At 55.7% G+C, this 24,957-nt stretch carries 18 protein-coding genes; 8 read left to right on the top strand and 10 right to left on the bottom strand.

Annotated elements, in window-relative coordinates:
- Window positions 1–1,208 precede the first annotated feature (1,208 nt).
- Both LOC70_RS23350 and LOC70_RS23345 read right to left on the bottom strand, forming a co-directional pair.
- Window positions 1,209–1,625 (bottom strand): hypothetical protein, encoded by a 417-nt coding sequence (locus LOC70_RS23350; protein ID WP_230256469.1) that lies wholly within the window; start codon window positions 1,623–1,625, stop codon window positions 1,209–1,211.
- A gap of 1,064 nt (window positions 1,626–2,689) precedes the next feature.
- Window positions 2,690–3,142 carry a hypothetical protein gene (locus LOC70_RS23345; RefSeq protein ID WP_230256468.1) on the bottom strand — a complete coding sequence of 151 codons (453 nt, stop codon included), beginning with the start codon at window positions 3,140–3,142 and terminating at the stop codon, window positions 2,690–2,692.
- Between the two features lie 901 nt (window positions 3,143–4,043).
- On the opposite strand from LOC70_RS23345, the gene LOC70_RS23340 reads away from it, so the two are divergent.
- From LOC70_RS23340 to LOC70_RS23320, 5 genes are all read left to right on the top strand, one after another.
- A complete protein-coding gene (locus LOC70_RS23340; protein WP_230256467.1) occupies window positions 4,044–5,510 on the top strand; it encodes an integron integrase in 1,467 nt (488 codons plus the stop codon).
- A 315-nt stretch (window positions 5,511–5,825) separates the two neighbouring features.
- Window positions 5,826–6,809 carry an FAD:protein FMN transferase gene (locus tag LOC70_RS23335; protein ID WP_230256466.1) on the top strand — a complete coding sequence of 328 codons (984 nt, stop codon included), beginning with the start codon at window positions 5,826–5,828 and terminating at the stop codon, window positions 6,807–6,809.
- A 274-nt stretch (window positions 6,810–7,083) separates the two neighbouring features.
- A complete protein-coding gene (locus tag LOC70_RS23330) occupies window positions 7,084–7,587 on the top strand; it encodes a hypothetical protein (protein WP_230256465.1) in 504 nt (167 codons plus the stop codon).
- A 449-nt stretch (window positions 7,588–8,036) separates the two neighbouring features.
- Window positions 8,037–10,043, top strand: coding sequence for a biosynthetic arginine decarboxylase (gene speA, locus LOC70_RS23325; protein ID WP_230256464.1), 2,007 nt, complete (start codon window positions 8,037–8,039; stop codon window positions 10,041–10,043).
- Between the two features lie 130 nt (window positions 10,044–10,173).
- A complete protein-coding gene (locus LOC70_RS23320; RefSeq protein ID WP_230256463.1) occupies window positions 10,174–11,724 on the top strand; it encodes a carbon-nitrogen hydrolase family protein in 1,551 nt (516 codons plus the stop codon).
- 107 nt (window positions 11,725–11,831) lie between these two features.
- On the opposite strand, the gene LOC70_RS23315 is transcribed toward LOC70_RS23320, so the two are convergent.
- From LOC70_RS23315 to LOC70_RS23300, 4 genes are all read right to left on the bottom strand, one after another.
- Window positions 11,832–12,545, bottom strand: a complete 714-nt coding sequence (locus tag LOC70_RS23315; RefSeq protein WP_230256462.1) for a hypothetical protein — start codon at window positions 12,543–12,545, stop codon at window positions 11,832–11,834.
- A gap of 218 nt (window positions 12,546–12,763) precedes the next feature.
- The gene (locus LOC70_RS23310; protein WP_230256461.1) at window positions 12,764–14,158 is read right to left on the bottom strand and encodes a beta-ketoacyl-[acyl-carrier-protein] synthase family protein; all 1,395 of its coding nucleotides are present in this window, start codon (window positions 14,156–14,158) and stop codon (window positions 12,764–12,766) included.
- 87 nt (window positions 14,159–14,245) lie between these two features.
- Window positions 14,246–14,665: an OsmC family protein gene (locus LOC70_RS23305; protein WP_230256460.1), complete on the bottom strand. Its 420-nt coding sequence runs from the start codon at window positions 14,663–14,665 to the stop codon at window positions 14,246–14,248.
- A gap of 222 nt (window positions 14,666–14,887) precedes the next feature.
- On the bottom strand, window positions 14,888–16,474 hold the full coding sequence (locus tag LOC70_RS23300; RefSeq protein WP_230256459.1) for an MFS transporter: 1,587 nt from the start codon (window positions 16,472–16,474) through the stop codon (window positions 14,888–14,890).
- A gap of 866 nt (window positions 16,475–17,340) precedes the next feature.
- On the opposite strand from LOC70_RS23300, the gene LOC70_RS23295 reads away from it, so the two are divergent.
- Window positions 17,341–18,243 carry a sigma-70 family RNA polymerase sigma factor gene (locus LOC70_RS23295; RefSeq protein ID WP_230256458.1) on the top strand — a complete coding sequence of 301 codons (903 nt, stop codon included), beginning with the start codon at window positions 17,341–17,343 and terminating at the stop codon, window positions 18,241–18,243.
- A 57-nt stretch (window positions 18,244–18,300) separates the two neighbouring features.
- Here the strand turns inward: LOC70_RS23295 and LOC70_RS23290 are convergent, their stop codons facing one another.
- On the bottom strand, window positions 18,301–19,494 hold the full coding sequence (locus LOC70_RS23290; RefSeq protein ID WP_230256457.1) for an ATP-binding cassette domain-containing protein: 1,194 nt from the start codon (window positions 19,492–19,494) through the stop codon (window positions 18,301–18,303).
- A gap of 267 nt (window positions 19,495–19,761) precedes the next feature.
- On the opposite strand from LOC70_RS23290, the gene LOC70_RS23285 reads away from it, so the two are divergent.
- On the top strand, window positions 19,762–20,931 hold the full coding sequence (locus LOC70_RS23285) for an ABC exporter membrane fusion protein (RefSeq protein WP_390889107.1): 1,170 nt from the start codon (window positions 19,762–19,764) through the stop codon (window positions 20,929–20,931).
- 98 nt (window positions 20,932–21,029) lie between these two features.
- Window positions 21,030–22,169: an FtsX-like permease family protein gene (locus tag LOC70_RS23280; RefSeq protein WP_255716571.1), complete on the top strand. Its 1,140-nt coding sequence runs from the start codon at window positions 21,030–21,032 to the stop codon at window positions 22,167–22,169.
- An 88-nt stretch (window positions 22,170–22,257) separates the two neighbouring features.
- Here LOC70_RS23280 and LOC70_RS23275 read toward each other — a convergent pair whose 3' ends face one another.
- The 3 genes from LOC70_RS23275 to LOC70_RS23265 all read right to left on the bottom strand — a co-directional run bounded on the left by LOC70_RS23275 (window position 22,258) and on the right by LOC70_RS23265 (window position 24,852).
- Window positions 22,258–23,226, bottom strand: coding sequence for a UDP-glucuronic acid decarboxylase family protein (locus LOC70_RS23275; protein WP_230256454.1), 969 nt, complete (start codon window positions 23,224–23,226; stop codon window positions 22,258–22,260).
- A 231-nt stretch (window positions 23,227–23,457) separates the two neighbouring features.
- The gene (gene panC, locus LOC70_RS23270; RefSeq protein ID WP_230256453.1) at window positions 23,458–24,318 is read right to left on the bottom strand and encodes a pantoate--beta-alanine ligase; all 861 of its coding nucleotides are present in this window, start codon (window positions 24,316–24,318) and stop codon (window positions 23,458–23,460) included.
- 114 nt (window positions 24,319–24,432) lie between these two features.
- Window positions 24,433–24,852: a bifunctional nuclease family protein gene (locus LOC70_RS23265; RefSeq protein ID WP_230256452.1), complete on the bottom strand. Its 420-nt coding sequence runs from the start codon at window positions 24,850–24,852 to the stop codon at window positions 24,433–24,435.
- Window positions 24,853–24,957: the final 105 nt, after the last annotated feature.

Here is a 24,957-nt window from a genome sequence, read left to right as displayed (position 1 = left end):
GCGATAACGTTTGCGATATGCGGGCGGTGGCGAGGGATGTGATTGGAATGCCAAGTTGGTCTCCACCACCGCTCCGTCATCATCGCATGGTTATCGGGAATACTTTCGTGGATCAAATCGAGCGATCTGGAAACGTCGAGTGACGATCACGAGCGCACCGACAGGTGAGGAAGCGATGGGTACGATGTCGATGGAGAACGTGAAAGGATTGTATCAGACGAAATCGACATCGTTCGCATCGTTTCCGGGAGTCTACGCAGCGGCGAAACGTTGGAGTCGCGGTGATGCGATCGGTTGGCAACCAGAACGCAGTCGTTCGTCCGAAAGGTTGACGACTGTTCGCATGACCGCGACGGATGTTGCAAGATCGTGTGATGAGATGTCACGATCGACCGACCGCAGCTTTGTCGTCCATTGTGTCCAGCGTCGATTGGTTTGATGTTCGCTGTGCTGATTGTTTTCATTGTGTCATCGACGCGTCGTGGAGCAGGCTGTCACGAGCATCAATGACGGCGTGGTGTGCAACCAACGATCGGCATCGCTACGTCCTGCGTAGATCGCCGCGATAACGTTTGCGATATGCGGGCGGTGGCGAGGGATGTGATTGGTATGCCGAGTTGGTCTCCACCACCGCTCCGTCATCATCGCGTGGTTATCGGGAATACTGTCGTGAATCCAATCGAGCAATTCACAACCGTCGAGTGGCGATCACGAGCGCACCGACAGGTGAGGAAGCGATGGGTACGACGTCGATGGAGAACGTCAGAGGATTGTATCAGACGAAATCGACATCGTTCGCATCGTTTCCGGGAGTCTACGCAGCGGTGATACGTTGGAGTCGCGGTGAGGCGATCGGTTGACAACCGGAACACAGTCGTTCGTCCGAAAGGTTGACGACCGTTCGCATGACCGCGACGGATGTTGCATGGTCGAACGACAAAGTGTGCCAAGCGACCGATCGCAGTTGTGTCCGCCATTGTTTTCAACGTCGATTGGTTTGATGTTCAACGTCTTGAATTTTCAATCGTTTCATCAACAAATCGACGAGCAGTCGGTCACGAGCATCAATGACGGCGTGGTGTGCAACCGAGAATGACATCGCCATGTCCTGCATGAGTCGCCGCGATAACGTTACCGATCACCCGGTCGCCGCGAGAAATCTTCCATTGCCAAAACGCCCGACTCGGCGACTCGGGTGCATCGGATGGTTACCCGCCTTGTGCGAATTGCGAAATAACGCGGTACTCCATCCGAATCCGCCCGGCGTCAGAGCGACGCCCGGCAAATAAGTATATGGTTTCACCGACAGAGAGTCGATCGTTGGCAAGTGGCGTGTCCGCAAAAGAAGTCTGTGAAACGAACACCATTGGCACGCCGTCAATAAATGGCCAAGCGGGTTCGTCTTCTACCCAGTGTGGCGGTGAATCAAGTGATTCAAATGTGTTTTGAAGCTTTGCATCGAGCCATGGACCAACGGAGGAAAGTGGGAGCGATTCATCAAGCCATTCGCGATAGAGGGTATCAACAAAGGGCTGCGATTCGTCGCCGGATGCAGAACCGCCAAACCGTTGAGCAGCGGACATGAGCTTGCCATGAAATCGAATACGATCTTTGTCAAGTTCCATGGAGTTCGGTCGGGTAACGTTCGGCGTCACCGGGCGGTGGCGAGAGATGTAATTGGAAAGTGTACCGAGTCTCCACCACCGCTCCGTGTGCACGCAATGGTTATTCGGAGTGCTCTGGGTCGAGGCGACGGTTTCGTCGGAAATGAGCCCGTGTTGTATCGGTGCCGGCGTTGCAAGCGAAGGCCAAGCCCCGCACGGAAAACGCAGGCGAGAATCGAATCACGTCCGGCAGGGAGAGCTACATGGGTTCGGATATCAGCCGATTCTAGAGTTAAGACTGCCGATCGCAATCGTTAGCCTTCGGCCACATCGGTGGCGTGTGAGACGCGATTTCGGTTTCGACCAGTGCGTGCAGTGTACTGTTGCCAAATACACCGCGTGCGCAAGAAACGCGCAGGGTTGGGAATGGGCGAGCGCCGGTTCAAGTACTGAACGTGGATGCGTTCCGGTATGGGCGGAGATGTCACCGACTAACGGTACCGATCACCCGGTCGCCGTGAGCAATCTTCCATTGTCAAAACACCCGACTCGGCGACTCGGGTGCATCGGATGGTTCGTCAGACTTCCCCCATGATGAAATACACGGAATTGAAGTCGATATTGAATCCCGTCGACTGTGAACCCGATACGCACAGCAATAGACGGAAGGCAACGTGATCGATGTATCGGGAATGATTTCCGTCAGCTTGAAACAGAGAATCTCGCGAGCCGTGTCAAAGCAACTAGCAATCCCAGACTATTGGTAAGCAAAACCGTCATCCCAAGCATATCAAACAACAATGGGAAACCCTCGGTTCCCCGTCCAAGCCAACACCAGAGCCCAAATCCGCAAAGTGCCGAAAGAACTGCCAAGGCATTCAAGTCGGCTGCAAGGAGTGCAACTGTCGGGCAAATGCAAGTCGCGGCAGCCGCAAATTGCAAGGCTGCGGGCCAGTTGTCAGGTCGTTTAATCCAATCCGTTTTCATTTGTGTCAATTGACGAACGACCGGCATCACCGGGCGGGGAGAGTAAAGCTGCCCATTTCAAATCCGGCCGCAAGCCCCGCTCCGTGTGAATGCCATGGTTATCCGTCGGTTTTCACGTCAGGGTCGAATTGAGTTAAGTACGCGGTCCACTGCTTGAGGTCGCCGTGCTCGCACCAAACGTCAAGCACCATTGGAGTCACATCGCCGGGAGCGGGAGACGACCAATACACGACCGGAGGGCAATTGCTATTGAGCATGTCCTGTGCGAGCGTCTTGCGATCAGAGGAGTCGTTCAGGATGTTCGGCAAAGTAAATGATGCATGACGAATAGCACCAATTTCTACAAGCTGCTCGAGGTGATGGTCGAGAGACTGGAAGCCATTGTCGAGTAGCCCGAAGAGCCTTTGTTCTTCGTTCCCGTTGAGAGTGGCTTGTTGAGCGGATTCGAAGCGGTAGCGGTGGTAGGCAGGGCGAACGGAACGAAACAGAGGGACCAGCAGGATCGCCAGCAAGACAGCAGCGGAGATGAATGCGATGGTTCGATGTTTCATTCCAGCTTGTTTTTTAGCTCGGATAACTTGTTTATTACCTGTCGAGCAGGTGGGAATTGGGGTTTCGACAGTATTTTACACTGTGTGGCGGTGGGAATAAGTCTCGGGGTGGGACTTATTCCCAGTGGTTCCGCCACTTCGGGCTGCCAGGCGAGGACTTGTTCCCATCGCTTTGGTTTGCCTGTCGGGGGACTATGGAACTTGTTCCCGGCGCACATGGAGGCAGTCTCGCTGAGAAAAACTTTGCTGGTCGTTTTTGCTGCCTGACGTTCCGGGAGCGCGGACTTCGTCCATCTGGGTGACACCGCCCCTCGATAAATTCTTCCGATCCATCACTTCGCTTCATATTCTCTTCGGGTTTGTCGGGTCGAACGTTGCTGCCCGAGACCGATTCGTGATCCTTCGCGACCAAACTGCTTCTCGAAGCCGCGAGCGCGAATGACCGAGCTAGCTAGCCAAAGTGTCCGGTTAGCAAGCCCCACGATTTTCGACGATGCAACTGCGCGATGCAAGTGTTTTGAATGCCAAAATGTGTTCTCGCGTTTGTTGAGCACTGGTCGCGATCGTGAACGGGTCTAGGTTCAGTTTGCGGGTTGGGGGATTGGTAGGTTTGGATTGTTGAAGGCGTTGTGTGGTCGGATGCAAGTTGGAGATTGGCGAAGGCGATGGCGCGTCGGAGAATGAATTGTTGTGTCGTTGGTTTGTTTGGTGTTTTGGGATATTCAGGAGATGCGCGTTGCGGTGGGTGAGAGGTTGCGTTGATGGGGAGCAAACCATGGAAGAGGTGGTTGGTTGTTCGGTAGGGATAGGTGGGTGTTAGGGATGGCCTGACGTACGAGGTGTTGTGGGGGCGTCAGGCATGGCCTGACCTACTGTGGTATTTGAAAGTGAGATTGGATTGATGACGAAGTATTCGAAGCTTAACAGCGAAGAGCAACGGAAGCGGTGGGCGAACATTTGGTTCAAGAAGCTTTGCGAATTTCATCGTCGTGAGTTTGATCCGCAATGGCAGTTTGAGGCGGGGCATGTGATTCCGTTTCTTCGTGCACGACGCGACGCGCAGGTACCGGCTTGGAAACGTATGAAAATGCTGGAAGGTTTGATGCTGTACCGGACGGCGTTTCAAAAGCGGACGACCGACGATCTGCTCACCATCAAACGAAAGATGGCAGAGATCGTGATGGTCGAGCGTGCACAGAAGGAGGGGTACGATTCGATCGATGACGTCGTTGGTAAAATCAATCCCAATGAGCCCGATGCGATTCAGGAATTTCGTCGAGGAATGCGACGCACCGGAATGGCGTACGCAACGGAACGCAGCTACGTTTCGAAATTGAAAGCGTTCATGGCAGAGAGGGCACTGAATAGCTTGGCTGACTTTGAACGGATTGGTGCTCACGATGTCGAAGGTCATCTGACTGATTTGGCGGTGGATGGCAACGTGGCTCCGTCGACACAGAACTTGGCATTTCATGCTTTGCTGAAGTTCTTCACGTTGGTGCTGAAGCGCGAGATGGGGAAGATCGAAGCGATTCGCGCTAACAAGGATTCGATGACGCCCACGGTTTTGTCGCCTGGCGAAGTTGCGGAGGTGTTCGAGGGTTTGGAAGGATTGCAGCTGGTGATCGCGAAGTTGCTGTATGGGTGTGGGCTGCGAATCAGTGAAGCTCACCGGTTACGAGTTAAGGATGTCGACTTTGCGAATCAGCAACTGGAGATCCGGCAGTCGAAGGGTGGGAAGAGCCGCTTGGTTCCGATGCCTGATGATTTGCTGGAACCGCTGCGTCGATTTGTGAAGTCGCGAGAAGCGTTGCACGAGCATGACTTGGCGAACGGGACCGCCTCGGTCTACCTGCCGTATGCTCTGAGCCGGAAGTACCCGTCGGCGCATCGTGAGTTCAAGTGGCAGTATCTTTTCGCGTCACATCGATTGTCGACGGATCCGAAAACGGGGCGCGTTCATCGGCACCATGTTCATGCGGGAACCTTTCCGAAGCACTTGCGAGTGGCCGTGGAGAACGCTGGGATTCAGAAGCATGTGACGAGCCATACGTTTCGGCATTGCTTCGCGACACATTTGTTGTGGTCGGGGACCGACATCCGACAGATCCAGCAGTTGCTGGGGCACAACGATGTCAAGACCACGGAGATTTACACGCACGTTTGGAATCCGAATGAGAAGAAGGTGGTGAGCCCTCTGGATCGTTTGATTTCAACGCAACCAGCAATCGACCAGGCGTTGACGGATCCGGCTGAAGATTTGAAGGCGCCCTGGGATGAGGATTCCGAATCCGGCGGCGATGGTGAGTCGAGCGTGCAGGAATGTGTCGTTGGTTATCGGGTGAGGACGTTGGGTTTGGCATCGTAGAGTGATTTGTTTGGTGGTGGTGATCGGAGTGGGAGCGGCGTCAGGCGGGGCCTGACCTACAGGGAGGTGTGGGGGCATCACATGGAATGTGATGGGTACTTTTTGGCAGGAGGCGGTGGCAGGGGTGGAGTGATTTGTTTGGTGGTGGTGATCGCAAAGGGAGCGGCGTCAGGCGGGGCCTGACCTACGGGCGGGTGGTTTGAAGTGCGGTGGGTGGTTTGAAGGGTTTGATCGCGGGCTATGATTGGGACGTTGGGTTGATTGGTCGGTTGCCTGGGTGAGAGCGGTCTGTTGTTGGAAGTCAAACATCGTGCGATGGCGTGCGACTTCGTGGTTCTGGTTCCTGATGAAACGCTGCGGGTTGGGCATCGCAGCGTCGCAGATGTGGTGCTCAAGCACTTGGAGGCGATCGAAGACATCGAGTCGGTGCTGACCATCTATCGCAGCGACAGCGATGTTTCTCGGGTGAACGCTCTTGCGGCTGAACAACCCGTTCATGTCAATCCGGAAGTGTTTCGCTTGTTGGCGGATGCTCGGTCATTGTCAGAGCAAACCGACGGAGCCTTTGACATCACCGCAGGGCCGTTGGTGGATGCTTGGGGGTTCACTCGGCGAGAAGGAAGGAAGCCGACTCGCGAAGAGATCATGGCGGCGATGGACAGGGTGGGGTGGCAACATCTGTCGCTTGATACAACCAATCGCACGGTTCGGTTTGAGAAGCCGGGAATGGCGCTGAATCTGGGGGCGATTGGCAAGGGTTACGCTATCGACCAACTCGCAAACAACCTGCGATCTGAGGGCATTGAAGATTTCTTGATTCACGCGGGCTATAGCAGTGTTTTTGCATCGGGGGACCAGCAACTGTCGACTGACGAGAATTCGCCAGAACACTGTGACATCCGTGATGAGCTGGAGGGAGAGACACGGAGGCGAGGATGGTTGGTGGGTGTTTCTCACCCAACCGTTCCAGGTCGACGCTTGGGTGGATTGTGGCTGCAGAATCGGGCGCTCTCGACGAGCGGAAGCGGCAAGCAGTATTTCCATCACCAGGGAAGACGCTATGGGCATGTGATTGATCCGAGGACGGGTTCCCCGGCGGGGCAGTGGCTGGCGTTGACCGTGACAACAGAAACAGCGATGGATGCGGACGCTCTGTCGACAGCGATGTTCGTGATGGAGGATGAGAAGGCGAAAAAGCTGGCGGAACAACGAGGCATGGGGCTGGTGCTGGTCGGAGCGGGAAAACGGAAGGACGAAGTGTCGATGGAAAGCTGTGGGCCGTTGGTTTGGAATGAGTGAGTTGAGAGGGTGCTAGGCCGGGTTTGAGGTGCGGTGAGGTGGTGGGGCATCTGATGGAATGTGATGGGTACTTTTGGGTGGAGGCATTGGTTGAGGGGAGTTGGTTTAGAGGAAACCTCATTTGCGACAAATGGTTCGGCGTGTGGGCCGGCGGGTTGCGTGGTTGATAAAGTTGTTTGGTGAGCTTTGAATACTGCACCCGAGAGACTGGCCCCGGCGGTTTTGGGAACCTTGTCCCGGCCGATTCCACCTCCCTTCCTGCTTGATGTTTGAGATGGCTGACGATTCCTCTTTGAATTCGGTTGCGCAAGATGCGGACGCTCATGAGCCGCCGCGGTCAATCGCACCCGCGCCGCAGTTGTCGAGCCGCGGATTGTTTGCTGCCCTGGCGACCGTTTGTTTGGTGCCGCTGTTCGCGTTGAGCTTGTACGCGATCGTCTTTGGCAAAGCGAGCGAGCATGGGCTGCCGGTGGAGATCCTGATCGACCGGCGTCCGATCCCAACCATCGACGGAAGTGCGAAGCTAATGGACGATGTGGTGGTGGTGAGGAACGAGGCGGATTTTGCAATTCCAAACATCACGATGAATTTGAACGGGCAGTATTTTCTGTACCAGGATCAGCCGTTGGCGGTTGGCGAAACATTGGTGTTGCGTCAGGCTGCATTCGCGACCAAGAGCAACCAACGTTGGGTGCCGGGACGTTACGCGATCACGGATGTGACGGTGACGGGGAAGTTGCCATCGGGGGCTCGGGGGGTGAAAGAGGTTGCGTTTTAGCCGGTGATGGGTGTTGCAGCGAAGCCCGCCGGAGGGCGAGGTCGGTGGGCTGTCCATTGGCACGAGTCGGTATTGGGGATGCGGGGGTTGAAGACGTTCACAGTGATTGTTGGGCTGGCTTGAGTGTGGTTGGTTTTGGGGTGGAGGAGACCTCGCTTTTTTCAAAAGCATCGGTCGGGGGGCCATGTGAGACATGGCCTACGATTCGTCAGGTGAGACCTGACCTACTGGTTGTCAGGTGAGACCAAGACAGTGGACTCGTCAGGTAGGACCTGACCTACGGGTTGTCAGGTGGGATCAAGGCAGTGGAGTCGTCAGTTGGGACCTGACCTACGTTTTGTTGAGTGGGAGTGGGGAGCCGGAATGATGAAGTGATGGGCTTGCTTGCTTGGCTGGTTGTGAATGAAGATGTGCGCGGTGAGGTTTGTTGGCTTTCTGGGGATGCTTGAGTGAGCTTGGATTTGAAGAAGCAATGGACGGTTGAGGATTCAACCAAGACGTTCGACATCGACCGTTGGGGCGCGGGGTATTTCTCGATTTCCGAATCGGGGACGGTGTTGGTTTCGCCAGATCGCGACCCGGCTCAAAGCATCGACTTGAAGGAATTGGTCGATCGTCTGGGGCAGCGAAATCTTGATCTGCCAGTCTTGCTTCGTTTCAACGGAATTTTGCGTGACCGTTTGCGTGAGCTGGATCGTTGCTTTCAAAAAGCGATCGACGACCATGGCTACAAGAACCGCTACCGTTGTGTCTTTCCGATCAAGGTGAATCAACAGCGGGAAGTCGTGCAGCAAATCGTGAGCGAGGGCGCACGGTTGGGATTTGGCATTGAAGCAGGCAGCAAGCCCGAACTGGTGGCCGCGGTTGCCATGGGCGACGCGAACGTGCCCGTCGTGTGCAATGGTTTTAAAGACGAAGAGTTCATCCGTTTGGCGTTGCTTGCTCAGCGTTTGGGCCGCGTGGTGTTGCCTGTGGTTGAAAAGGCGAGCGAGCTGGATTTGATTCTGGATGTTGCGCAGGAGCTTGGCGTTCGTCCGACGATTGGAATGCGTGTGAAGTTGGCGACTCGGGGAAGCGGTCGTTGGCAAGCGAGCGGTGGTTACCGGAGCAAGTTTGGATTGACGGTCGCTGAAGTGCTGGCGCAATTGGACCGTTTGATCGCGATGGACATGGGCGATTGCTTGCAACTGCTACATTTCCATGTTGGCAGCCAGATCGGGAATATTCGTCAACTGAAATCAGCGATTTTGGAAGCGGCTCGAATCTACGTCGATTTGGTGAAGCGCGGTGCGGGCATGAAGTATTTGGATGTCGGCGGTGGGTTGGGTGTTGATTACGACGGCTCACGCAGCGATTCCGAATCCAGCATGAACTACACGATGCAGGAGTACGCGAACGATGTGGTTTTCCATACCCAAACGGTCTGCGATGAAGCCGAGGTGCCGCATCCTGAACTGATCTCGGAATCGGGACGAGCGGTGGCGGCTCACCATAGCGTTCTTGTGATGGAAACTCTTGGGGTGACTTCACAGGGAGTTACCAATTTGCCGGAGTGGGCCAAGTTGGAGGGCGAACCATTGTCGCCGGAACATGGTGGTGTGGAGATGGACTCGGCCGGGGCGATTGAGACTTCGGAGATGGAGGGGCCGCCCGAATCGTACGAGCAACCGGTGCACGATCTGTGGAACGGGTACGTGAACATGACTCAGGCGAGCATGATGGAAACATTCCATGATGCTCAGGTCGCGTTGGATCTGTGCATGAATTTGTTCAGCGGCGGGTATCTGCCACTGGAACAACGCGTTGCGGCGGAGAACCTCTACTTCGCGATTTGCCACCGAGTTCGCGAATTGGCAGAAGGAATGGAGGAGCGTCCGGATGACCTGAAGCATTTGGATCGCATGCTATCGGATATTTATTTCGCGAATTTTTCGTTGTTCCAATCGATGCCCGATTCGTGGGCGATCGACCAGTTGTTTCCCATCATGCCGATTCACCGTTTGCAGGAGAAACCGACTCGGCACGCGGTGTTGGGGGACATCACGTGTGACAGTGATGGCAAGGTGGATGCGTTTGTTTGCAACGGCGGACGCCATCGAACGTTGATGCTGCATCCTTTGGTGGCGGGGGAGCCCTACCAGTTGGCAGTGTTCATGGTGGGGGCGTACCAAGAGATCTTGGGCGACCTTCATAATTTGTTCGGTGACACCCACGCAGTGCACGTTGACATCGAAGACGGTGTGACCAAGGTTCGATCGATCGTTAAAGGGGACACGGTTTCGGAAGTGCTGGGCTACGTGCAGTATGAAGATCGAGAGTTGATCGAGAATTTGCAGGAATCGGTCGAGACAGCGATCGGCGAAGGCCGCATCGACAATCAGCAGGCGGGTGAGACGGTTGGGGAGTACGAGAAGGCGTTGGCGGGGTACACGTATTTGTCGACACGAGTGAAGTAGCGGGTTGGCGTGCGGGAGCGGTTTGCCAGGTGACATGTGAAGTGCGTTTTGTAAGGTAGGACGTGAAGTGCGGGCAAATGGCGTGTTGGGGTAGGTGTGTGGCGGTTGTTCTTTTTTCCAGGATCTTTTGATGTCGACGCAGACGCCTGATTTTGATGTTTCGAATTTTGAGCGGGAGCTGATCCTTCGGAACATGCGAATCGATGATTATGACTCGATGGTGTCGATGCAGCAGGCTTGCTTTCCGGAGATGAAACCGTGGACTCGGGAGCAGGTTGAAAGCCAACTTCAACACTTCCCCGAAGGTCAGATCGTGATCGAATGCGATGGGAAGCTGGTCGCCAGTAGCAGCAGCCTGCGTTTGGACTACGAAGACGATCTGGAATGGCATGACTACAAGAAGATCGCCGACAGCGGATTCATCCGGAACCACCAGCCCAACGGCGACACGCTGTATGGCATCGAAATCATGGTGCACCCGGAGTTTCGCGGAATGCGACTTTCCAGGCGGATCTACGATGCTCGCAAAGAACTTTGCCGCGCGAAGAACATTGAGCAAATGATCGTGGGCGGTCGAATTCCTGGCTACCACAAGCACTCGGGTGAGATGAAGGCGAGCGAGTACATCGATCGAGTGATCGACAAGACGTTCTTTGACCCCGTGTTGACGGCACAAATCGCGAACGGATTTTCCCTACAAGGTTTGATTCCAAACTACTTGCCCAGCGACGTCGAAAGTTGTGGCTACGCGACGTTCTTGGAGTGGAAGAACCTGGATCACGTGTCGGCTGGTAAACGTCGGTTTCGGCGAACCGTGCGTCCCGTGCGAATTGGATCGGTCCAGTACCAGATGCGTGCTGTGAAAGACTTTGAGGAGTTCGCACAACAGGCTCGGTACTTTGTAGACGTGGCAGGCGACTACAAGTGCGATTTCTTATTGTTTCCGGAACTGTTCACGACGCAGTTGTTGTCGTTTCTTCCGAATGAACGGCCCGGGCAAGCCGCGAGAACTTTGGCGGAGTACACACCGCAGTATTTGGAATTGTTCAGCCATTTGGCAGTCAAATTTGATACGAACATCATTGGTGGTTCGCACTTTGTCGTGGAAGATGAGCGGCTCTACAACGTTGCGTTCCTGTTCCATCGAGATGGGGCAATCGACAAACAGTACAAGTTGCATATCACGCCGAGCGAACGAAAATGGTGGGGTGTGGTTGGCGGGCCTGGAATCGATGTGATCCAAACGGATTGCGGTCCGGTTAGTATTCAGGTGTGCTACGACGTCGAGTTCCCTGAGCTATCACGCTTGGCGGTCGAGAAAGGTGCTCAGATCATTTTCGTGCCGTTCAACACGGATACGCGAAGCGGGTATCTGCGAGTGCGGACGTGTGCGGCAGCACGATGCGTCGAAAATCATGTGTATGTTGCGATCGCGGGATGCACCGGCAATTTGCCGTTCTGCGAAAACGCGGATATTCACTACGCTCAGTCAGCGATTTTGACGCCGTTGGACGTGACGTTCGCTCGCGAGGGAATTGGAGCGGAGGCCAACCCGAACATCGAAACGGTGGTGATCCATGATGTGGACCTGGAATTGCTGCGCCGGCATCGGGAACAAGGAAGCGTGCAAAACTGGAATGACCGCCGGTTGGATTTGTATCGCGTGGATGAAATGCGGTGAGGGTGGTGGATCACGTTGCGGAATGGGCGCATGAAAAACCCGAAGGGACAGCGGGCTTGTTGCCAGGCTGGCCTTCGGGTGTTGAGTTTCGGTCTTTGCTTGCAGGCTTAATAAAGCAATAGCTCGACGCCGGCTTGCAGCACGACAGCATCGTCCAAGCCGATGGCATTGTTCTGCCAGGTGGCGTAGTCCGTGAGGTAGTCGATTCCGAACACGGCGCGACCGGGGATGCCGCAGATCTCAATGTCGTTTTTGATCTCCAAGCCCCAGGTCGTCGTGAAGGTGCTGATGGAGCCGGTGGTCAGACCATCATTTCCGACATACTGACCGTTGAGATCATACAATCCCAAACGCAAATCGATCCAAAGGGGACGGCGTCCGAATGCGGTTTCCCATCCAGCAACGATCAATGCACCGCGGTAGCTGTTGTCCAACTCGTCGTTGTTGATCTCTTGCTTCCATTCCATTTGGCTGTAGCCCGTCCCGGCGGACAGGTCGTGAATGCCAAACGTCCATGTATCACGGAGCAACGCCTCGAAACCATACATTTCGGTGTCGTCAGAAATGGCGTAGTTGACGCGACCTTCGATGCTGGTGAGATAGCCGTCGAAGCGATGATGACCGCGGATGTCGGTCAGGAAACCGACGGAGTCTCCGTTTTCACCTTTGTAGTCGGGCAGCAACGGCGCCCAGATGGCTTTGCGACTGGTCAGCTCGGTTCCTTCGACCGCAAATGCAGAGGAAGTGCTGAGGGTTGCAGCTACAAATCCGAAGACCGCGAGTGAGATCTTCAAGAGAGTTTGAAAAACAGTTTTGGTCATCGCGTCGCTCGGGTCGGCCTGGGGGGAAGTGCTCACGGCGGACAGAGTGGGTGCAACTCGTCCAGAAACGCGTGAACCGCCTCACACGTCCGTTCAAATGAGACTTCGGCTCAATGAAACACAACTCCGCGAAAAAGCGAGGGAGTTTGTCTCAAGTGCGTTCTCAAAGCCGACGCATGTTGCGTTTGTCGAAATCGCAACGGCGACGTGACTTTTTCTCAAGTTGACGACACGATGATGGCCGTCGCCGATCCGTGTGATGTGTGGGACACCGCCAACACGAATTTTGAGTTCAGCGGTTGAGCACAATCAGCGATGGGAAGACCGTCGCGGCAATCCGCAGCGTGAGCGACCGGAGGTGTTTGACCGGATTGGGCAGCGACAACGGCAGCGATGAATCCCAGCATTCCAGTGGCGGCGCCGGTGTGCCCCAGCAATCCAGTCGGCAAGGTGATCGGCACATTCGGCATAGCTTTCGCAATCGCTTCGGCTTCCGCAGCGTCAATCACGGGATCGCCCATTGCGTGCCCGACGACCAGACCGATGTCGTTCGACGTGAGCCCGGCATCCTTCAGGGCAGCTTGAATCGCCACTTCGATGGCTCGCGAAGACCCGCGACCCGCGTCCGCATCCGAAGACGTTGTGAACTCGCCAGACTCGAACGCTTTGGACGGGACAAATCGTGACGCCATCCCACAAACGATGGCCAATGGTTTGCGGCCACCATTCGCTGCCGATTCAGCCGTCTCCAGAATCAGGCTTGCGGCACCTTCGCCACGAACGATTCCCGTTGCATCTTTTGCATGAGGACGACTGCTACGACCAACCGGGTCGACGGCGGTTGCAAGCGGTTGGTCTTCGGTGAACATGGACCGAGTCGTGTTCATGCGCGACCCGGCCGCGGCGGCGATCATCACGTCCGCGATGCCGCGCTTTAGGTAGCCACAGCTTTCGAGGACGGCATTGGGACCGGAAACATCGCCGACAGTCAGCGAGTTGTTTGGACCATGTGAATTGACCGCGATGCCGACGTGGCAAGCCGGCATGTTGGGCAGATACTTCAGCATCCAAAGCGGCGTGATGGATCGCATCGCGGCGAAGCCAAACTTCGACTTGTCGATCTCGTTGTCTTCCGTTTTACAGGCAGCAAAGGCATCCGCCAGTTCTTCGGGGTCGCCGTAGAGCATCTCGCTGCCGAAGACCGCACCGATCCGATCGACCGCGATTCGCCCGGACTTTTTGGCTTGCTCGGCGGGCTCCGCAGGCAGCAGGTTGGTGAGTCCCGCATCTTCAATCGCCATTTGCGATGCCGCGAAGGACGTTTGAATTTCGCGGCACATGACCTTCAGCGCTTTTCGCGGCTTCACATACAGCTTCGGATCGAAATCCGTGATCGGGGCCCCGATTTCGACCGGTGATTCTTGATGCACATCCCCCGAGTTGCCGTTGTCGAATCGAAACCGTGCCGTCGCGTTTCGATCGCCATCCGTGGAGTCAACCAATTCAATCACGCCACTGGTTGCATTCAATAGCGACCGCGTGAAAGCCTCTCGTCCCAAACCGATCGATGAGACCACACCGACTCCGGTGATCACGATGTCGCTGCGGTTCATGACAGATTTGGTTTAAAAAGCAAAGAAATGGACAGTTGCGCCGCAGCAGTATGATCCGACCAGCACAGTGAAGCCAGACCGGGGGTGTCAATCTGCGTCGACAAAGTCGATTGGTGCATCTATCTCTGGGTGCAAACTTTGGTGGACGGGGCACTTTCGCGCGGCAGCGATCAAACGTTGTCGCATCTCGTCGTTCAAATTCAATCCGGCGGGGAACGTGATCACCGTTCGCAAGCTGGCGATGCGTCGCACGGGAGTCGACGCCATCTCTTTGACGACCTTGACGGTCGTGCCCTGCAAGTTCAAGTCGTGACGATCCGCGACCAATCCCATGATCGTCATCGTGCAGGTGCCCAGTGCAGTGGCAACCAAGTCGGTAGGCGAAAAAGCTTCGCCACGCCCACCGTTGTCCGTGGGTGCGTCCGTGACCAGTTGATTGCCACTTGGTCCGTGGGTGGCTTCGCAATGAAGTTGACCTTGATAGACCGCGGTGATTTCAACCGACATAGCGAACACCTAAAAGCATGGAAGGATTTGGCAAGTCGTTGCAACCAACGCCGAATCAACGGCGGATCCCAACGCAAAACGGGCGGAACGAAAGTTCCGCCCGCGAGTTTGGTAGTTGAGGTGAAGCTGATCAACCCGGCAACGAAATTGCTGACACGCATGTGCTTGCAAGCTGTCGGCCGTCTTGGAATGGCAACTTCACGCTCGTCAAACCATCGCCAATCAGGTTGTGGCCGTGCCGTCACCATCGACGACCGGGGTTCCGGCGTCTTCGTGGCCGTGACCGTCGAGTGGAACGGTCTTGCCAAGTTCCTCATCAAAACGAAGAACTTTGTACCCACCGATTGAACGGAAGTAGATCAGCAAGCCAAGGAATCCAATCGCCATCATCGCAGGCACATAAGCGGTGAGCGTCAAAGCACGACGACCACCAAATAGATAGGCACCCTGGACGGCGGGAATGTCCGTCTCGGCGTTGGCGATCAACGCTGGTTTTTCATCTTCCGGGATCAACTTGGCTTCTTCGATTGCCGTCGCTTCCGCCGAACCAGCTTCGGTTCCGTTCGCTGCGTTCAACTTGGCAGCATCCAGCGGAGTGTATTCATAGCCCCAGCTCGAAGTTACCTCGCTGCCTTTGTAACGAGCGTAAGTTTCAGGGGCGGTTTGTTCGAGGTGCTGAGACATTTCGTAGCCCTGCTGTGCCCCAATGCGTGGGCCAGCAATCTGACCTACGCAGATCATCCCAACTGCACCGAGAGCACCCATCGCGACCGATCCACTTTGTGGGTATCGCTCACCGGCCACACCCAACATTGTTGGCCACAGAAACGCCTTTCCAAAGCTGTAGAAGGTCGCTGCGACGAAGATCATCGCGACACTTTCAATTGGCGAGCCCAACCAAAGCAGACCCAGGCAAGAGATAACGGAACTTCCCAACAACAATCCAATTGGATTGACGCGGTGAACAATCGGCCCAGCGAAGAAACGTAGGACGAACATCAAGAACGAGGTGTAAACCAAGATGATGATCGAGTTTGGAAGCAAGTTTTCCATCAACTTGGTCATCCAAGAGTCAACGCCCAGCTCCATGTAGCCAATCAAACCGTGCAAAGCGATCAAGACCAAGAATGGGATTGAGGCGAAGCACGAAAAGACGGTTGCAAAAGAACCAGCGGTCTCGCCGACTGTTTCGGGGAACTTCTCAGGCAACGCCAGGATGCCGTAGGCGATTACGACGATCGAGAAGCTGGCCAATCCGTACTGCCAAGGCAACTCAGTGATCCACGCGTTTTCACCAATGAAGCAAGCCGCGAAGAGACCACCAACGATCATCCCGGCGGGCCAACCCGCGTGAAGAATGTTGAGGTAGTGCGTTTTGTTCTCGGGGTAAAGCTGAGCGATCAACGGGTTGATAACGGCTTCGTACAGCCCCTGGCAGATGGAGAACACAAAGGCACTCCAAAACAGCACCTTGAAGACATTGTCGGTCGCGTTTTCCGGATCCGTTTCTTGCCAACCGGCGAACAATGGGTTGGCGGCGAACAACATGCCGGCACTAACCAAGTGCAAAAGGAACGCGAGGGCCAACAATTTTTTGTAGCCGAACTTCTCGACCAAGATCCCACCGAAGAAGATCATCAGGCCGAACCCTAGGAAGCCAGCACCAAGAATGGCGCCGAACTCGCCACCGGCGAGGTTGAACTCTCGTTCCCAAGGACCACCCGCTGCGGTCCGAGTGGCGAAACCAATTCCAGAGGCGACTAGCGTTAAAAAGCTAGCCACCATCAATTTTCCGCGAGCGTAATCCATAAGGGTCTCCGGTGACCGAAGTGTCAGCGAACCATGCGAGCAGCTTCGAGGTCATTCACGGAACGCTCCATCGAAAAGGCATGGTCGGAAGCAAAAAGATCCGACGTGCCAGCTCCACTGAGTCTTTCAGAGAGCAGATGAATTGACAGTAATGGATGAGCTCGCGGCGGCGACGAATCGGGCTTGAGGGTGAAAGAAGGGGACAAAAGGTGGGCAAGATTGCGTGGCAGATGCTGGCATTTTCGAGTCCCTTCGTCAAGAATACCGGCGGCCTTTCCCGCGCACGGAACAAAGTAATTCGACGGATCGTGCGTCGCTACCGTCACCCCTTCCCTATTCCGCCCTCCATCGGGTTGAAATGTGAAGCATGGCGGGAGTGACAACGCAAAAGTCCATCGACCTTTTGCAATTTCGCCGGGCCGCAGTGCCTCGACCGCCAATCGGTTGCATGAGTGCGCTCCGCAGAACGCGGCCCCACGAGCAGCCTTGTTCGGGACGCTCATCCCACGCCCGCCCGGATGTGGAAATGCCACGACAGGATGAGTGCAACCGTGGTCTTCGGCATCCACGCACGGATCCGCGCGACCCGCACGATCGGATTGTTTTCTCATCCGCTGTTTTTTTCGGTCGCCGTTGGTCGAAACCATTTGTGATCAACTCCCGACCGATCTCTCCCCGCGTCGTTGTTGGCATCACTCGTGTTTTGACGTTCCTCGTGCTTCGTCAATTTGCGTTTTGTTTTGTGGCACCTCCCAACGCCTCGAATCAAATCCGAACGCAAATTGGATGGCACCGGGTATGACGTGGTGATGCATCGACTCGTGATTTGTCGGAACCACCTCCCTTTCCCGACCGGATCGCCACCGATGACTTTTTCCGAATCCCTGGAGCAAGACGAACTCACGCTTCTGAAAAAGAGTCGACGCAAGACGCCGACGCGCCGCAGTGAAGCGGCTCAATCCCCTCTCGAAACCTACCTTCGCGAAATCAACGAGACTCCGTTGCTGTCCGCAGAAGAGGAACTCGAACTCGCGGCACGCATCGCCGAAGGCGACGTGATGGCTCGCGACCAAATGGTTCGTGCGAACTTGCGTTTGGTCGTCAACATCTCTCGGGGGTACACGGGCAAGGGCCTGGGGCTTCAGGATTTGATCGAAGAAGGCAACTTGGGTTTGCTGCGAGCGGTGGAGGGATTCGATCCGGCTCACGGCACGCGATTCAGTACTTATGCGAGTTACTGGATCAAGCAATCCATCAAACGGGCGTTGATCAACTCGGCCAAGACCATCCGCATTCCTGCGTACATGGTCGAACTGCTGAGCAAGTGGCGACGTGCAACGGCACGACTGAACGAAGAGCTTGGTCGGACGCCCACCAACGAAGAAGTCGCTCGCGTGTTGGGATTGCCGAAGAAGAAGCTGCCGATCATTCGCAAAGCGATCAAGATCAACAATTCGACACCGCAAAGCGACCAAACCGAGGCGGGTTGGTCGTTGGGCGACATGGTTCAAGACGAGCGTTTGAAGGCACCCGATGAGGAGATGCTGGATCACGACATCTTGAAGCACGCGATGAGCTTGCTGGGTGATCTGGAAGAACGCGAATCGACGGTGTTGAAACTGCGTTTTGGTCTGGGCGGCGTCGAGCCGATGACGTTGAAGGAGATCGGTGCCGAACTCGGGCTGACTCGCGAACGCGTTCGTCAAATCGAAACGGAAGCCCTGCGTCGATTGGCTGATGGATTGACCGATCCGCGCGAACGATTCTGATTTGGCCTTTGTCTACTTCGGCTTCGCGGGGGTTTCCGCGACGAAGAGGGTTTAAATCTATTCGGCGAAGAGTGAACTGCGGACCTCTTCGTCGATCGATTTGCGTTGACTCATGACATCGGCAAACGTGGCTGCATCCAGACTGTAGGTCACCGTTTCCGTGGTCGCGTCAACGTGGGCGTTGCGTGGTTCTCCGGTCAGCAACGCGGTTTCGCCAAAGTAGTCTCCGGCGTGCAGTGTGGCGACTTCGTTGAAGTCGTTGCTGCCATTGTGCGTCGGTTGCTTCACCGAGACGCTTCCCTCGCGAATCAGGTAGAAACGATCGCCGACCTCGCCGTAGGTCACAATTCGGTCGCCGGGTGCATGCTCCGTCCGAGTCATGCTGCGTGAGATTTCTGTGAGCGTGCTGATCGCGACACCGGTGAACACATTGCACTTGGAAAGCATTTCGCCCAAGACCGCGGCCTCGTTCAAATTGGTATCGCGTGCGATGCGTCCGAAGTCCATTTTGACGATGCGGTCGGCAACGTCGAGGATCCGGTTGTCGTGCGTGACGATCACAATGGCGACTCCGCGTTCGCGAGCTTCCCGCTGGAACAGCGTCACGACTTGGCGGCCGGATTCTTCGTCGAGCGCCGCCGTGGGTTCGTCCGCCAGCAGAATGTCGGGTTGATGCACCAAGCCTCTGGCCACGGCGACTCGTTGTTTTTGTCCGCCCGAAAGCCCGCTGGGTTTGTAGTGAATGCGTTCGCCCAGCCCGACTTCGGTGAGCATTTTGGAGCAACGTTCGTTTTCTTCGCGACGTGACGCCCGGTTCGGTTGAAGCTCCAACGCCATGCGGACGTTCTGCTGAGCCGTCAATGAACCGAACAGGTTGTGGGCTTGAAAGATGAATCCCAATCGCTTGCGAAGGTTGCCAATGTTGACCTGAGAAAGATCGTGCAACGGTTGGCCCAACACGTTCAATTGCCCCTCTTGAACGCGTCGCAAAGTGCCGATCAAGGTCAACAAGGTCGTTTTCCCTGACCCCGATTGCCCCGTCATGATGACGATTTCGCCCGGTTGAACCTGCAGGTGATTATCGTGAAGCACTTGCTTCCGAGCGTCACCGGTTCCGTAATAGTGATTGACACCCCGCACGTCGATTGCTGCGGAGCCATCCAACGCGATCTCCGGCGTGATCCCCCGCGAAGCGACGGTGCGAGCGGACGATGGATTGTTCGAGCGGTCGTTTCGAAAAGGTAATTTCACGCGATTTTCAGGACAATTTGCGTGCCGGACCCTTCGATCACGATGGCCCGACGGAGCGGAAAAACGTTACCTTAGCAATTTGTCCGGTTTTCGTGTCACCTCGTTTTGCAGTAGTTCGCCGTGCCATCCTTCAACCAGCCAATCTACGATGGGTCGCCTCCCGCGATTGGGACCAAGGTCACGGAATCTCGGACGGACACGCAGCGAAATTTGCTTCGACGGTTTTTCGCGGGCAAACGACGGCGAGCCGCCTTCTGTTTTGGCGGACTGTTCTTCGCAACAGCCGGATGTGACCTCACCGGCGTCAATCGACCGGATCAATCCGTCGATCCGAGCCAACCGACTCAAACCGTCGCCCTGCAACGAGTGATGGCGCTGGGCACCTTGGAGCCTCGTGGTGGGGTGCTGTCGGTGATGGCAGCCCCCGGCGATCGCGTGGCTCGGATCCTGGTCGAACCGGGGCAAGAAGTCTCGGCCGGCACGGTGTTGATGGAGCTTGAAAGTCTTCCCGCACGTCAGTTGGAACTGAACATCGCTCAAACCAAACTCGACGAAGCAAAGCGTCGAATTGCGGCGGAGCGTGCCGCAGGTGAAGCGAAGCTGCAAGTCGCGAAATCATCGCTGGAACAAGCCGAGAACAAACTGGCGGACGCGAAGGAACAGTTCAAAGAATCCAAGGCCGATGGCGGTGAACTGAATTTGCTGAAGCAAGCTGCCGAATTGGGGCAACGCCGATTGCGTCAGTTGGAAGCCGCCTCACGAGACCCATCTCGGCAACGATTGGTGTCTGAAAACTCGTTGGACGCGGAGGCTTTGAAGGTCAGCGAAGCTCAAGCAGGTTACGAGTCCGCACTTCGGAATGCTGAAAAGGCCATTGACGACGGACGATTCGCGGTCGACTCCGCCCAGCAAGAGATTCGTGCCACGGAACTGTCTTTGATCGCGGCCGAGCAATCGGCGTCGCTTGAATCTCTCAAGCAGCAAATCGAATTGCTAAAACTCAATGTTGCAACGTCTCGGTTGGTCGCACCCACCAAAGGCCGCGTGCTGCAAATCGATGCAACCATCGGCACCGCCACCGGAGTCGCTCCGCTGATGCACATGGCAAACACGTCGGAAATGGTTTGTGTTGCGGAAGTCAACGTTGCCGATCTGGGACGAATCCAAGAGGGCCAAACGGCGGTGATCAGGTCTCCGGCTCTGAAGGAAACCATTGAAGGAACTGTCAGTCGCATTCACTCGTTGATCGCCGCTCCCACATTGGCCAGCCCCTATCCGATGGCCGCCGTGGATCGCTATTCCGCGGATGTGGTGATCGCGATCAACGAAGAGGACGCTCAACGAGCCAGTCGTTTCATCGAATTGCAGGTCGATGTTGAGATCGATGCGGCAGGCAAGCCAGCGAACGCCAAAGTGGCGGCGACTTCGAAGCCGTGAACGCAGTGTCCGCCTCCTCAACGAAGCAGAACGAGACCGTTTCGCGGAAGCGTCGCGGAGTGGTTCGAACGTCGTTGGCCTGGTCCAACCTGACTCACATGTGGATGCGAACCGTCGTGTCCATTTGCGGAATCGGGTTCGCGATCTTGCTGATGTTCATGCAGCTCGGTTTTCTGGGCAGCGTTGGTGACACAGCAACGGTCTTGCTGGACCGAATGCCATACGAAGTGATTCTGCGATCGCCGGACTACTTACACGTTTACGATGCTTCTAAGTTGCGGAACGATGTTGGGCCTTGGGTTCAGGCGATCGATGAAGTGCAATCCGCAGTGCCACTGGACATTGGCGTCACTCAGTGGACCAACCCGATCAATCAAACTCCTCGCGCGATCGCCGTGATGGGAATCGACTTGGACAGACCCGCGTTTGATTTGCCGGAGTTGACCAAGGAGGTTCGCGGCAAGCTGTTGGTGGAAGGTGCCGTGTTGATTGACGACGCGACAAAAGCAGACTTTGGTCCGAAGGACGGTCGGCAGTTTGGCCCGCAAGACGTTGGTACGATTGCCAGCGTGTTCGGAAAGCCAGCCAAGATCGTGGGAACATTCGAACTTGGTACGGGACTGGCCGCCAACGGTGCGGTTCTCTGCTCGCGCGAAACGTTTCGCAAACTGGTCCCCGGCAGCAGCAAGGATCAAGTTTCGTTGGTGCTGGTTCGATTGGCGGAGGGCATCGACCTCGATCGAGGCCGAAACCTGGTGGCCGGACGGTTGGATGCGTTGGCTGGTCCGGCATCGCAGGCATCGACGTTGACGATGGAGGACGCGAAGAAAGCGGAACGATGGCGATGGTACACGCAAACTCCCATCGGAATGATCTTTGCCATGGGTGTGGCGCTAGCCGTCGTGGTCGGCGGTGTGATCAGCTACATGATCCTGGCGTCGGACGTGCAGGCTCACATCAGTGAGTACGCGACGCTTCGCGCGATGGGTTACGGCACGTGGTTCTTGATTCGAACGTTGCTAACACAATCGACGTTGTTGGCGTCGATCGCTTTTCCACCGTCGGTGTTGGCAGCGTTGGTTTTGTACGCCATCACGTCGTCGCTGGCGGGAATTCCCATTCGAATGACGTTGACGTGGTTGGTGTTGGTCGCGCTGCTGTCGTTGTTGATGTGCAACACTGCGGGGTTGATCGCGATTCGGAAATTGTTGCGAGCCGAACCGGCCAATTTGTTTTAGGTTGCGACGGGACTCTCGGTTGGGTTGGTGGGTGGGAACCGCGGCTAAGGCCGTTCGGCTGCTTGGTTGCTCGAGAGGCTGGTTGGGCTCAGGTGAAGTTGGGTGTTGGGGGGCGGTAGTCGGCCAGGTTGATGGTTTTGAACCAGTCGATTGTGTGCTTCAGGCCTTCGTCCAGTTCGATCTTGGGTTCCCAATCGAGTTTTTCTTTCGCCAGCGAGATGTCCGGACGACGTCGCGTTGGATCGTCGGCGGGCAGCGGCGACTCGACAAGCTTGCTGCTTGAGTTGGTCAGCTCGATGGTCTTTTCGGCCAATTGGCGAATGGTGAATTCGTGCGGGTTCCCGATATTGACCGGCCCTGTGAAATCGTCGCAATTCATCATCCGCATGATGACTTCGACCAAGTCGTCGCGATAGCAGAACGATCGGGTTTGTGATCCGTCGCCGTAAATGGTGATGTCGTCGCCCGCCATCGCTTGGCGAATGAAGTTGGCCACCACGCGCCCGTCGAAAGGATGCATTCGCGGACCGTACGTGTTGAAGATCCGAACGATGCGGACATCCACGTTGTTGCTGCGGTGGTAGTCCATGAACAGCGTTTCTGCGACTCGCTTGCCTTCGTCGTAGCACGCACGAATGCCAATTGGATTGACACTGCCGCGATAGGATTCTTTCTGCGGGTGTTGCTCCGGGTCGCCGTACACTTCGCTGGTGCTGGCCTGCAGAATCCTTGCCCCACAACGTTTTGCGATTCCCAGCATGTTGATCGATCCCATGACGCTGGTTTTGATCGTCTTGATGGGATTGAACTGGTAGTGCCCCGGGGCAGCGGGACACGCCATGTTGTAGATCTGGTCAACTTCTAGATGGATGGGCAGCGTGATGTCATGCCGGATCAGCTCGAAGTTGGGCTTCCCGAGCAGATGAGCAACGTTGGTCTTTTGGCTGGTGAAAAAGTTGTCGAGACAAATCACGTCGTGACCATCGCTGACCAAACGTTCGCACAGATGCGAACCGAGAAATCCAGCACCACCAGTCACCAAAATGCGTTGAATCATCGTTCAGCCGTTCTCGGTGATCCGTGATGGCCACCGTTGGAGTAAAAATCTAAGTGTTGCGATAGTCTAACCGGCAAAGCTGATCGCGAAGCTGATTGTCACGTGAAATTCATGACCGGAGCAACGGCCGCGACCGAGCATGATGAACGTGCGTGTTAGACCGATTCGCGGATCGAAGAGACCGCTCCTTCTCAATACAGACCTGTCACCGTTGCGTTTGAAAGTCGCCAATCAAACGTTGTTTGCCAGCGTCAATTCGCAGTTGTCGATCAACCGAGTCTTGCCAATTCGTGCTGCGATCAATGCCACCGCACTCCGCGTAATCTTTGAAACCGGTAACAAGGATTCTCGGTCGACCACCACGGCATAGTCGAGATTGTCGCAAGGCTTGAGCAACTCCTTCATCACGAGCTCTAACTCGCTGGGATCACGCTGGCCGGCATCGAAAGCCTGCTGCACGGCTTGCAATGCCTTCGACAAACACAACGCTCGCTTTCGTTCTTCCGTCGACAGATAACGATTGCGGCTGCTCATCGCCAAACCGTCTTCCTCGCGGACGATCGGGCAAGGAACAATATCGGTTGCCATGCTGAGATCGCGAGCCATGTGTTCGATCACGCAGAGCTGCTGAAAATCCTTGCGGCCAAAGAACGCTCGGTCAGCCGGCACGATCTGCAACAGCTTCATCACCACCGTCGCGACACCGACGAAGTGATCGGGCCGATGAACGCCCTCCAAAGGCAACGCGACGGAAGAGGGAAGGACTTTGGTGGATGCATCCCCCGGATCTCCCGGGTACATCTCTTGGACGCTGGGAAGGAAAACCGCGTGGGTGCCGGCTTGCTTCAGTAACGCCAGGTCATTCTCAATGGGACGCGGGTATTGATCGAGGTCTTCGTGCGGAGCGAACTGAGTCGGGTTGACGAAGATCGACACCACGGATCGGTCGCACTGTTCGTTTGCCTGACGGACCAGGGACAGGTGGCCTTCATGCAACGCTCCCATGGTGGGAGCAAACCCGATGGAATGATTCTCACGCAGTTGCTGACGACACCAATGACGTGTTTCGGCCACGGTGGAAAAGACCTTCAATTCGGCATCCTTCCTGTTGTTAGCGGTCTGTTTGAGAGGCAAATTCGATTTCACTAGCGAACTCTCCACTAGCGAACTCGAACAACTACGCTTCCGTGGAGGACTGCGATCGATTCAATCTTCGTTGGATCCCGTCGCGCCCTTCAAGACTTCCTCGGATACAAAGATCGGCAAAGGAGGATCGTAGGTCACCGCGACAGCAATCGCGTCGCTGGGACGTGCATCGACTTCGATCAATTCCCCGCTACCGGTCCGCAGATGCAGTTGGGCAAAGTAGGTGTGTTCTGACAGGTCACTGATCACGACTTGTTCGATCGTTGCGTCCAAAGACTCCGCCACATTGACAATCAGATCGTGCGTCAACGGACGAGGGGGAACGTAGTCGTTCTTGACGCGACGATCGATGTTGGTGGCTTCGAAGATTCCGATCATGATCGGGAATTGGCGGCTGCCATCCACTTCCTTGAGATAAATCACTTGGTTATCGGTTAGCTCGGAAATGATGATCCGAGCGAGCTGCATCTGGACGGTCATAAAAAGGTTCGCCAAAAGGTTTCAGATAGCACGCGGAGACACTTTTACGCGTGGGTCGAGTTTTCGGCCATCTCTGCTGCATGATATCGCAGCTTGCGACCTGCT

It is taken from the genome of Rhodopirellula halodulae (assembly GCF_020966775.1).
Classification (GTDB): Bacteria; Planctomycetota; Planctomycetia; order Pirellulales; family Pirellulaceae; genus Rhodopirellula; species Rhodopirellula halodulae.
Note: the sequence above shows the minus strand (reverse complement) of the source record. Positions and strands in the feature narration are given on the sequence as shown.

What these genes read in the sequence shown, in the direction of transcription:
- LOC70_RS23330 (WP_230256465.1), top strand. Translation starts at nt 7,084, where the DNA reads ATGGCTGACGATTCCTCTTTGAATTCGGTTGCGCAAGATGCGGACGCT.
- LOC70_RS23350 (WP_230256469.1), bottom strand. Translation starts at nt 1,625, where the DNA reads ATGGAACTTGACAAAGATCGTATTCGATTTCATGGCAAGCTCATGTCC.
- LOC70_RS23335 (WP_230256466.1), top strand. Translation starts at nt 5,826, where the DNA reads ATGGCGTGCGACTTCGTGGTTCTGGTTCCTGATGAAACGCTGCGGGTT.
- LOC70_RS23280 (WP_255716571.1), top strand. Translation starts at nt 21,030, where the DNA reads ATGTGGATGCGAACCGTCGTGTCCATTTGCGGAATCGGGTTCGCGATC.
- LOC70_RS23265 (WP_230256452.1), bottom strand. Translation starts at nt 24,852, where the DNA reads ATGACCGTCCAGATGCAGCTCGCTCGGATCATCATTTCCGAGCTAACC.
- LOC70_RS23340 (WP_230256467.1), top strand. Translation starts at nt 4,044, where the DNA reads ATGACGAAGTATTCGAAGCTTAACAGCGAAGAGCAACGGAAGCGGTGG.
- LOC70_RS23295 (WP_230256458.1), top strand. Translation starts at nt 17,341, where the DNA reads ATGACTTTTTCCGAATCCCTGGAGCAAGACGAACTCACGCTTCTGAAA.
- LOC70_RS23310 (WP_230256461.1), bottom strand. Translation starts at nt 14,158, where the DNA reads ATGAACCGCAGCGACATCGTGATCACCGGAGTCGGTGTGGTCTCATCG.
- LOC70_RS23315 (WP_230256462.1), bottom strand. Translation starts at nt 12,545, where the DNA reads ATGACCAAAACTGTTTTTCAAACTCTCTTGAAGATCTCACTCGCGGTC.
- LOC70_RS23305 (WP_230256460.1), bottom strand. Translation starts at nt 14,665, where the DNA reads ATGTCGGTTGAAATCACCGCGGTCTATCAAGGTCAACTTCATTGCGAA.
- LOC70_RS23300 (WP_230256459.1), bottom strand. Translation starts at nt 16,474, where the DNA reads ATGGATTACGCTCGCGGAAAATTGATGGTGGCTAGCTTTTTAACGCTA.
- LOC70_RS23275 (WP_230256454.1), bottom strand. Translation starts at nt 23,226, where the DNA reads ATGATTCAACGCATTTTGGTGACTGGTGGTGCTGGATTTCTCGGTTCG.
- LOC70_RS23320 (WP_230256463.1), top strand. Translation starts at nt 10,174, where the DNA reads ATGTCGACGCAGACGCCTGATTTTGATGTTTCGAATTTTGAGCGGGAG.
- LOC70_RS23345 (WP_230256468.1), bottom strand. Translation starts at nt 3,142, where the DNA reads ATGAAACATCGAACCATCGCATTCATCTCCGCTGCTGTCTTGCTGGCG.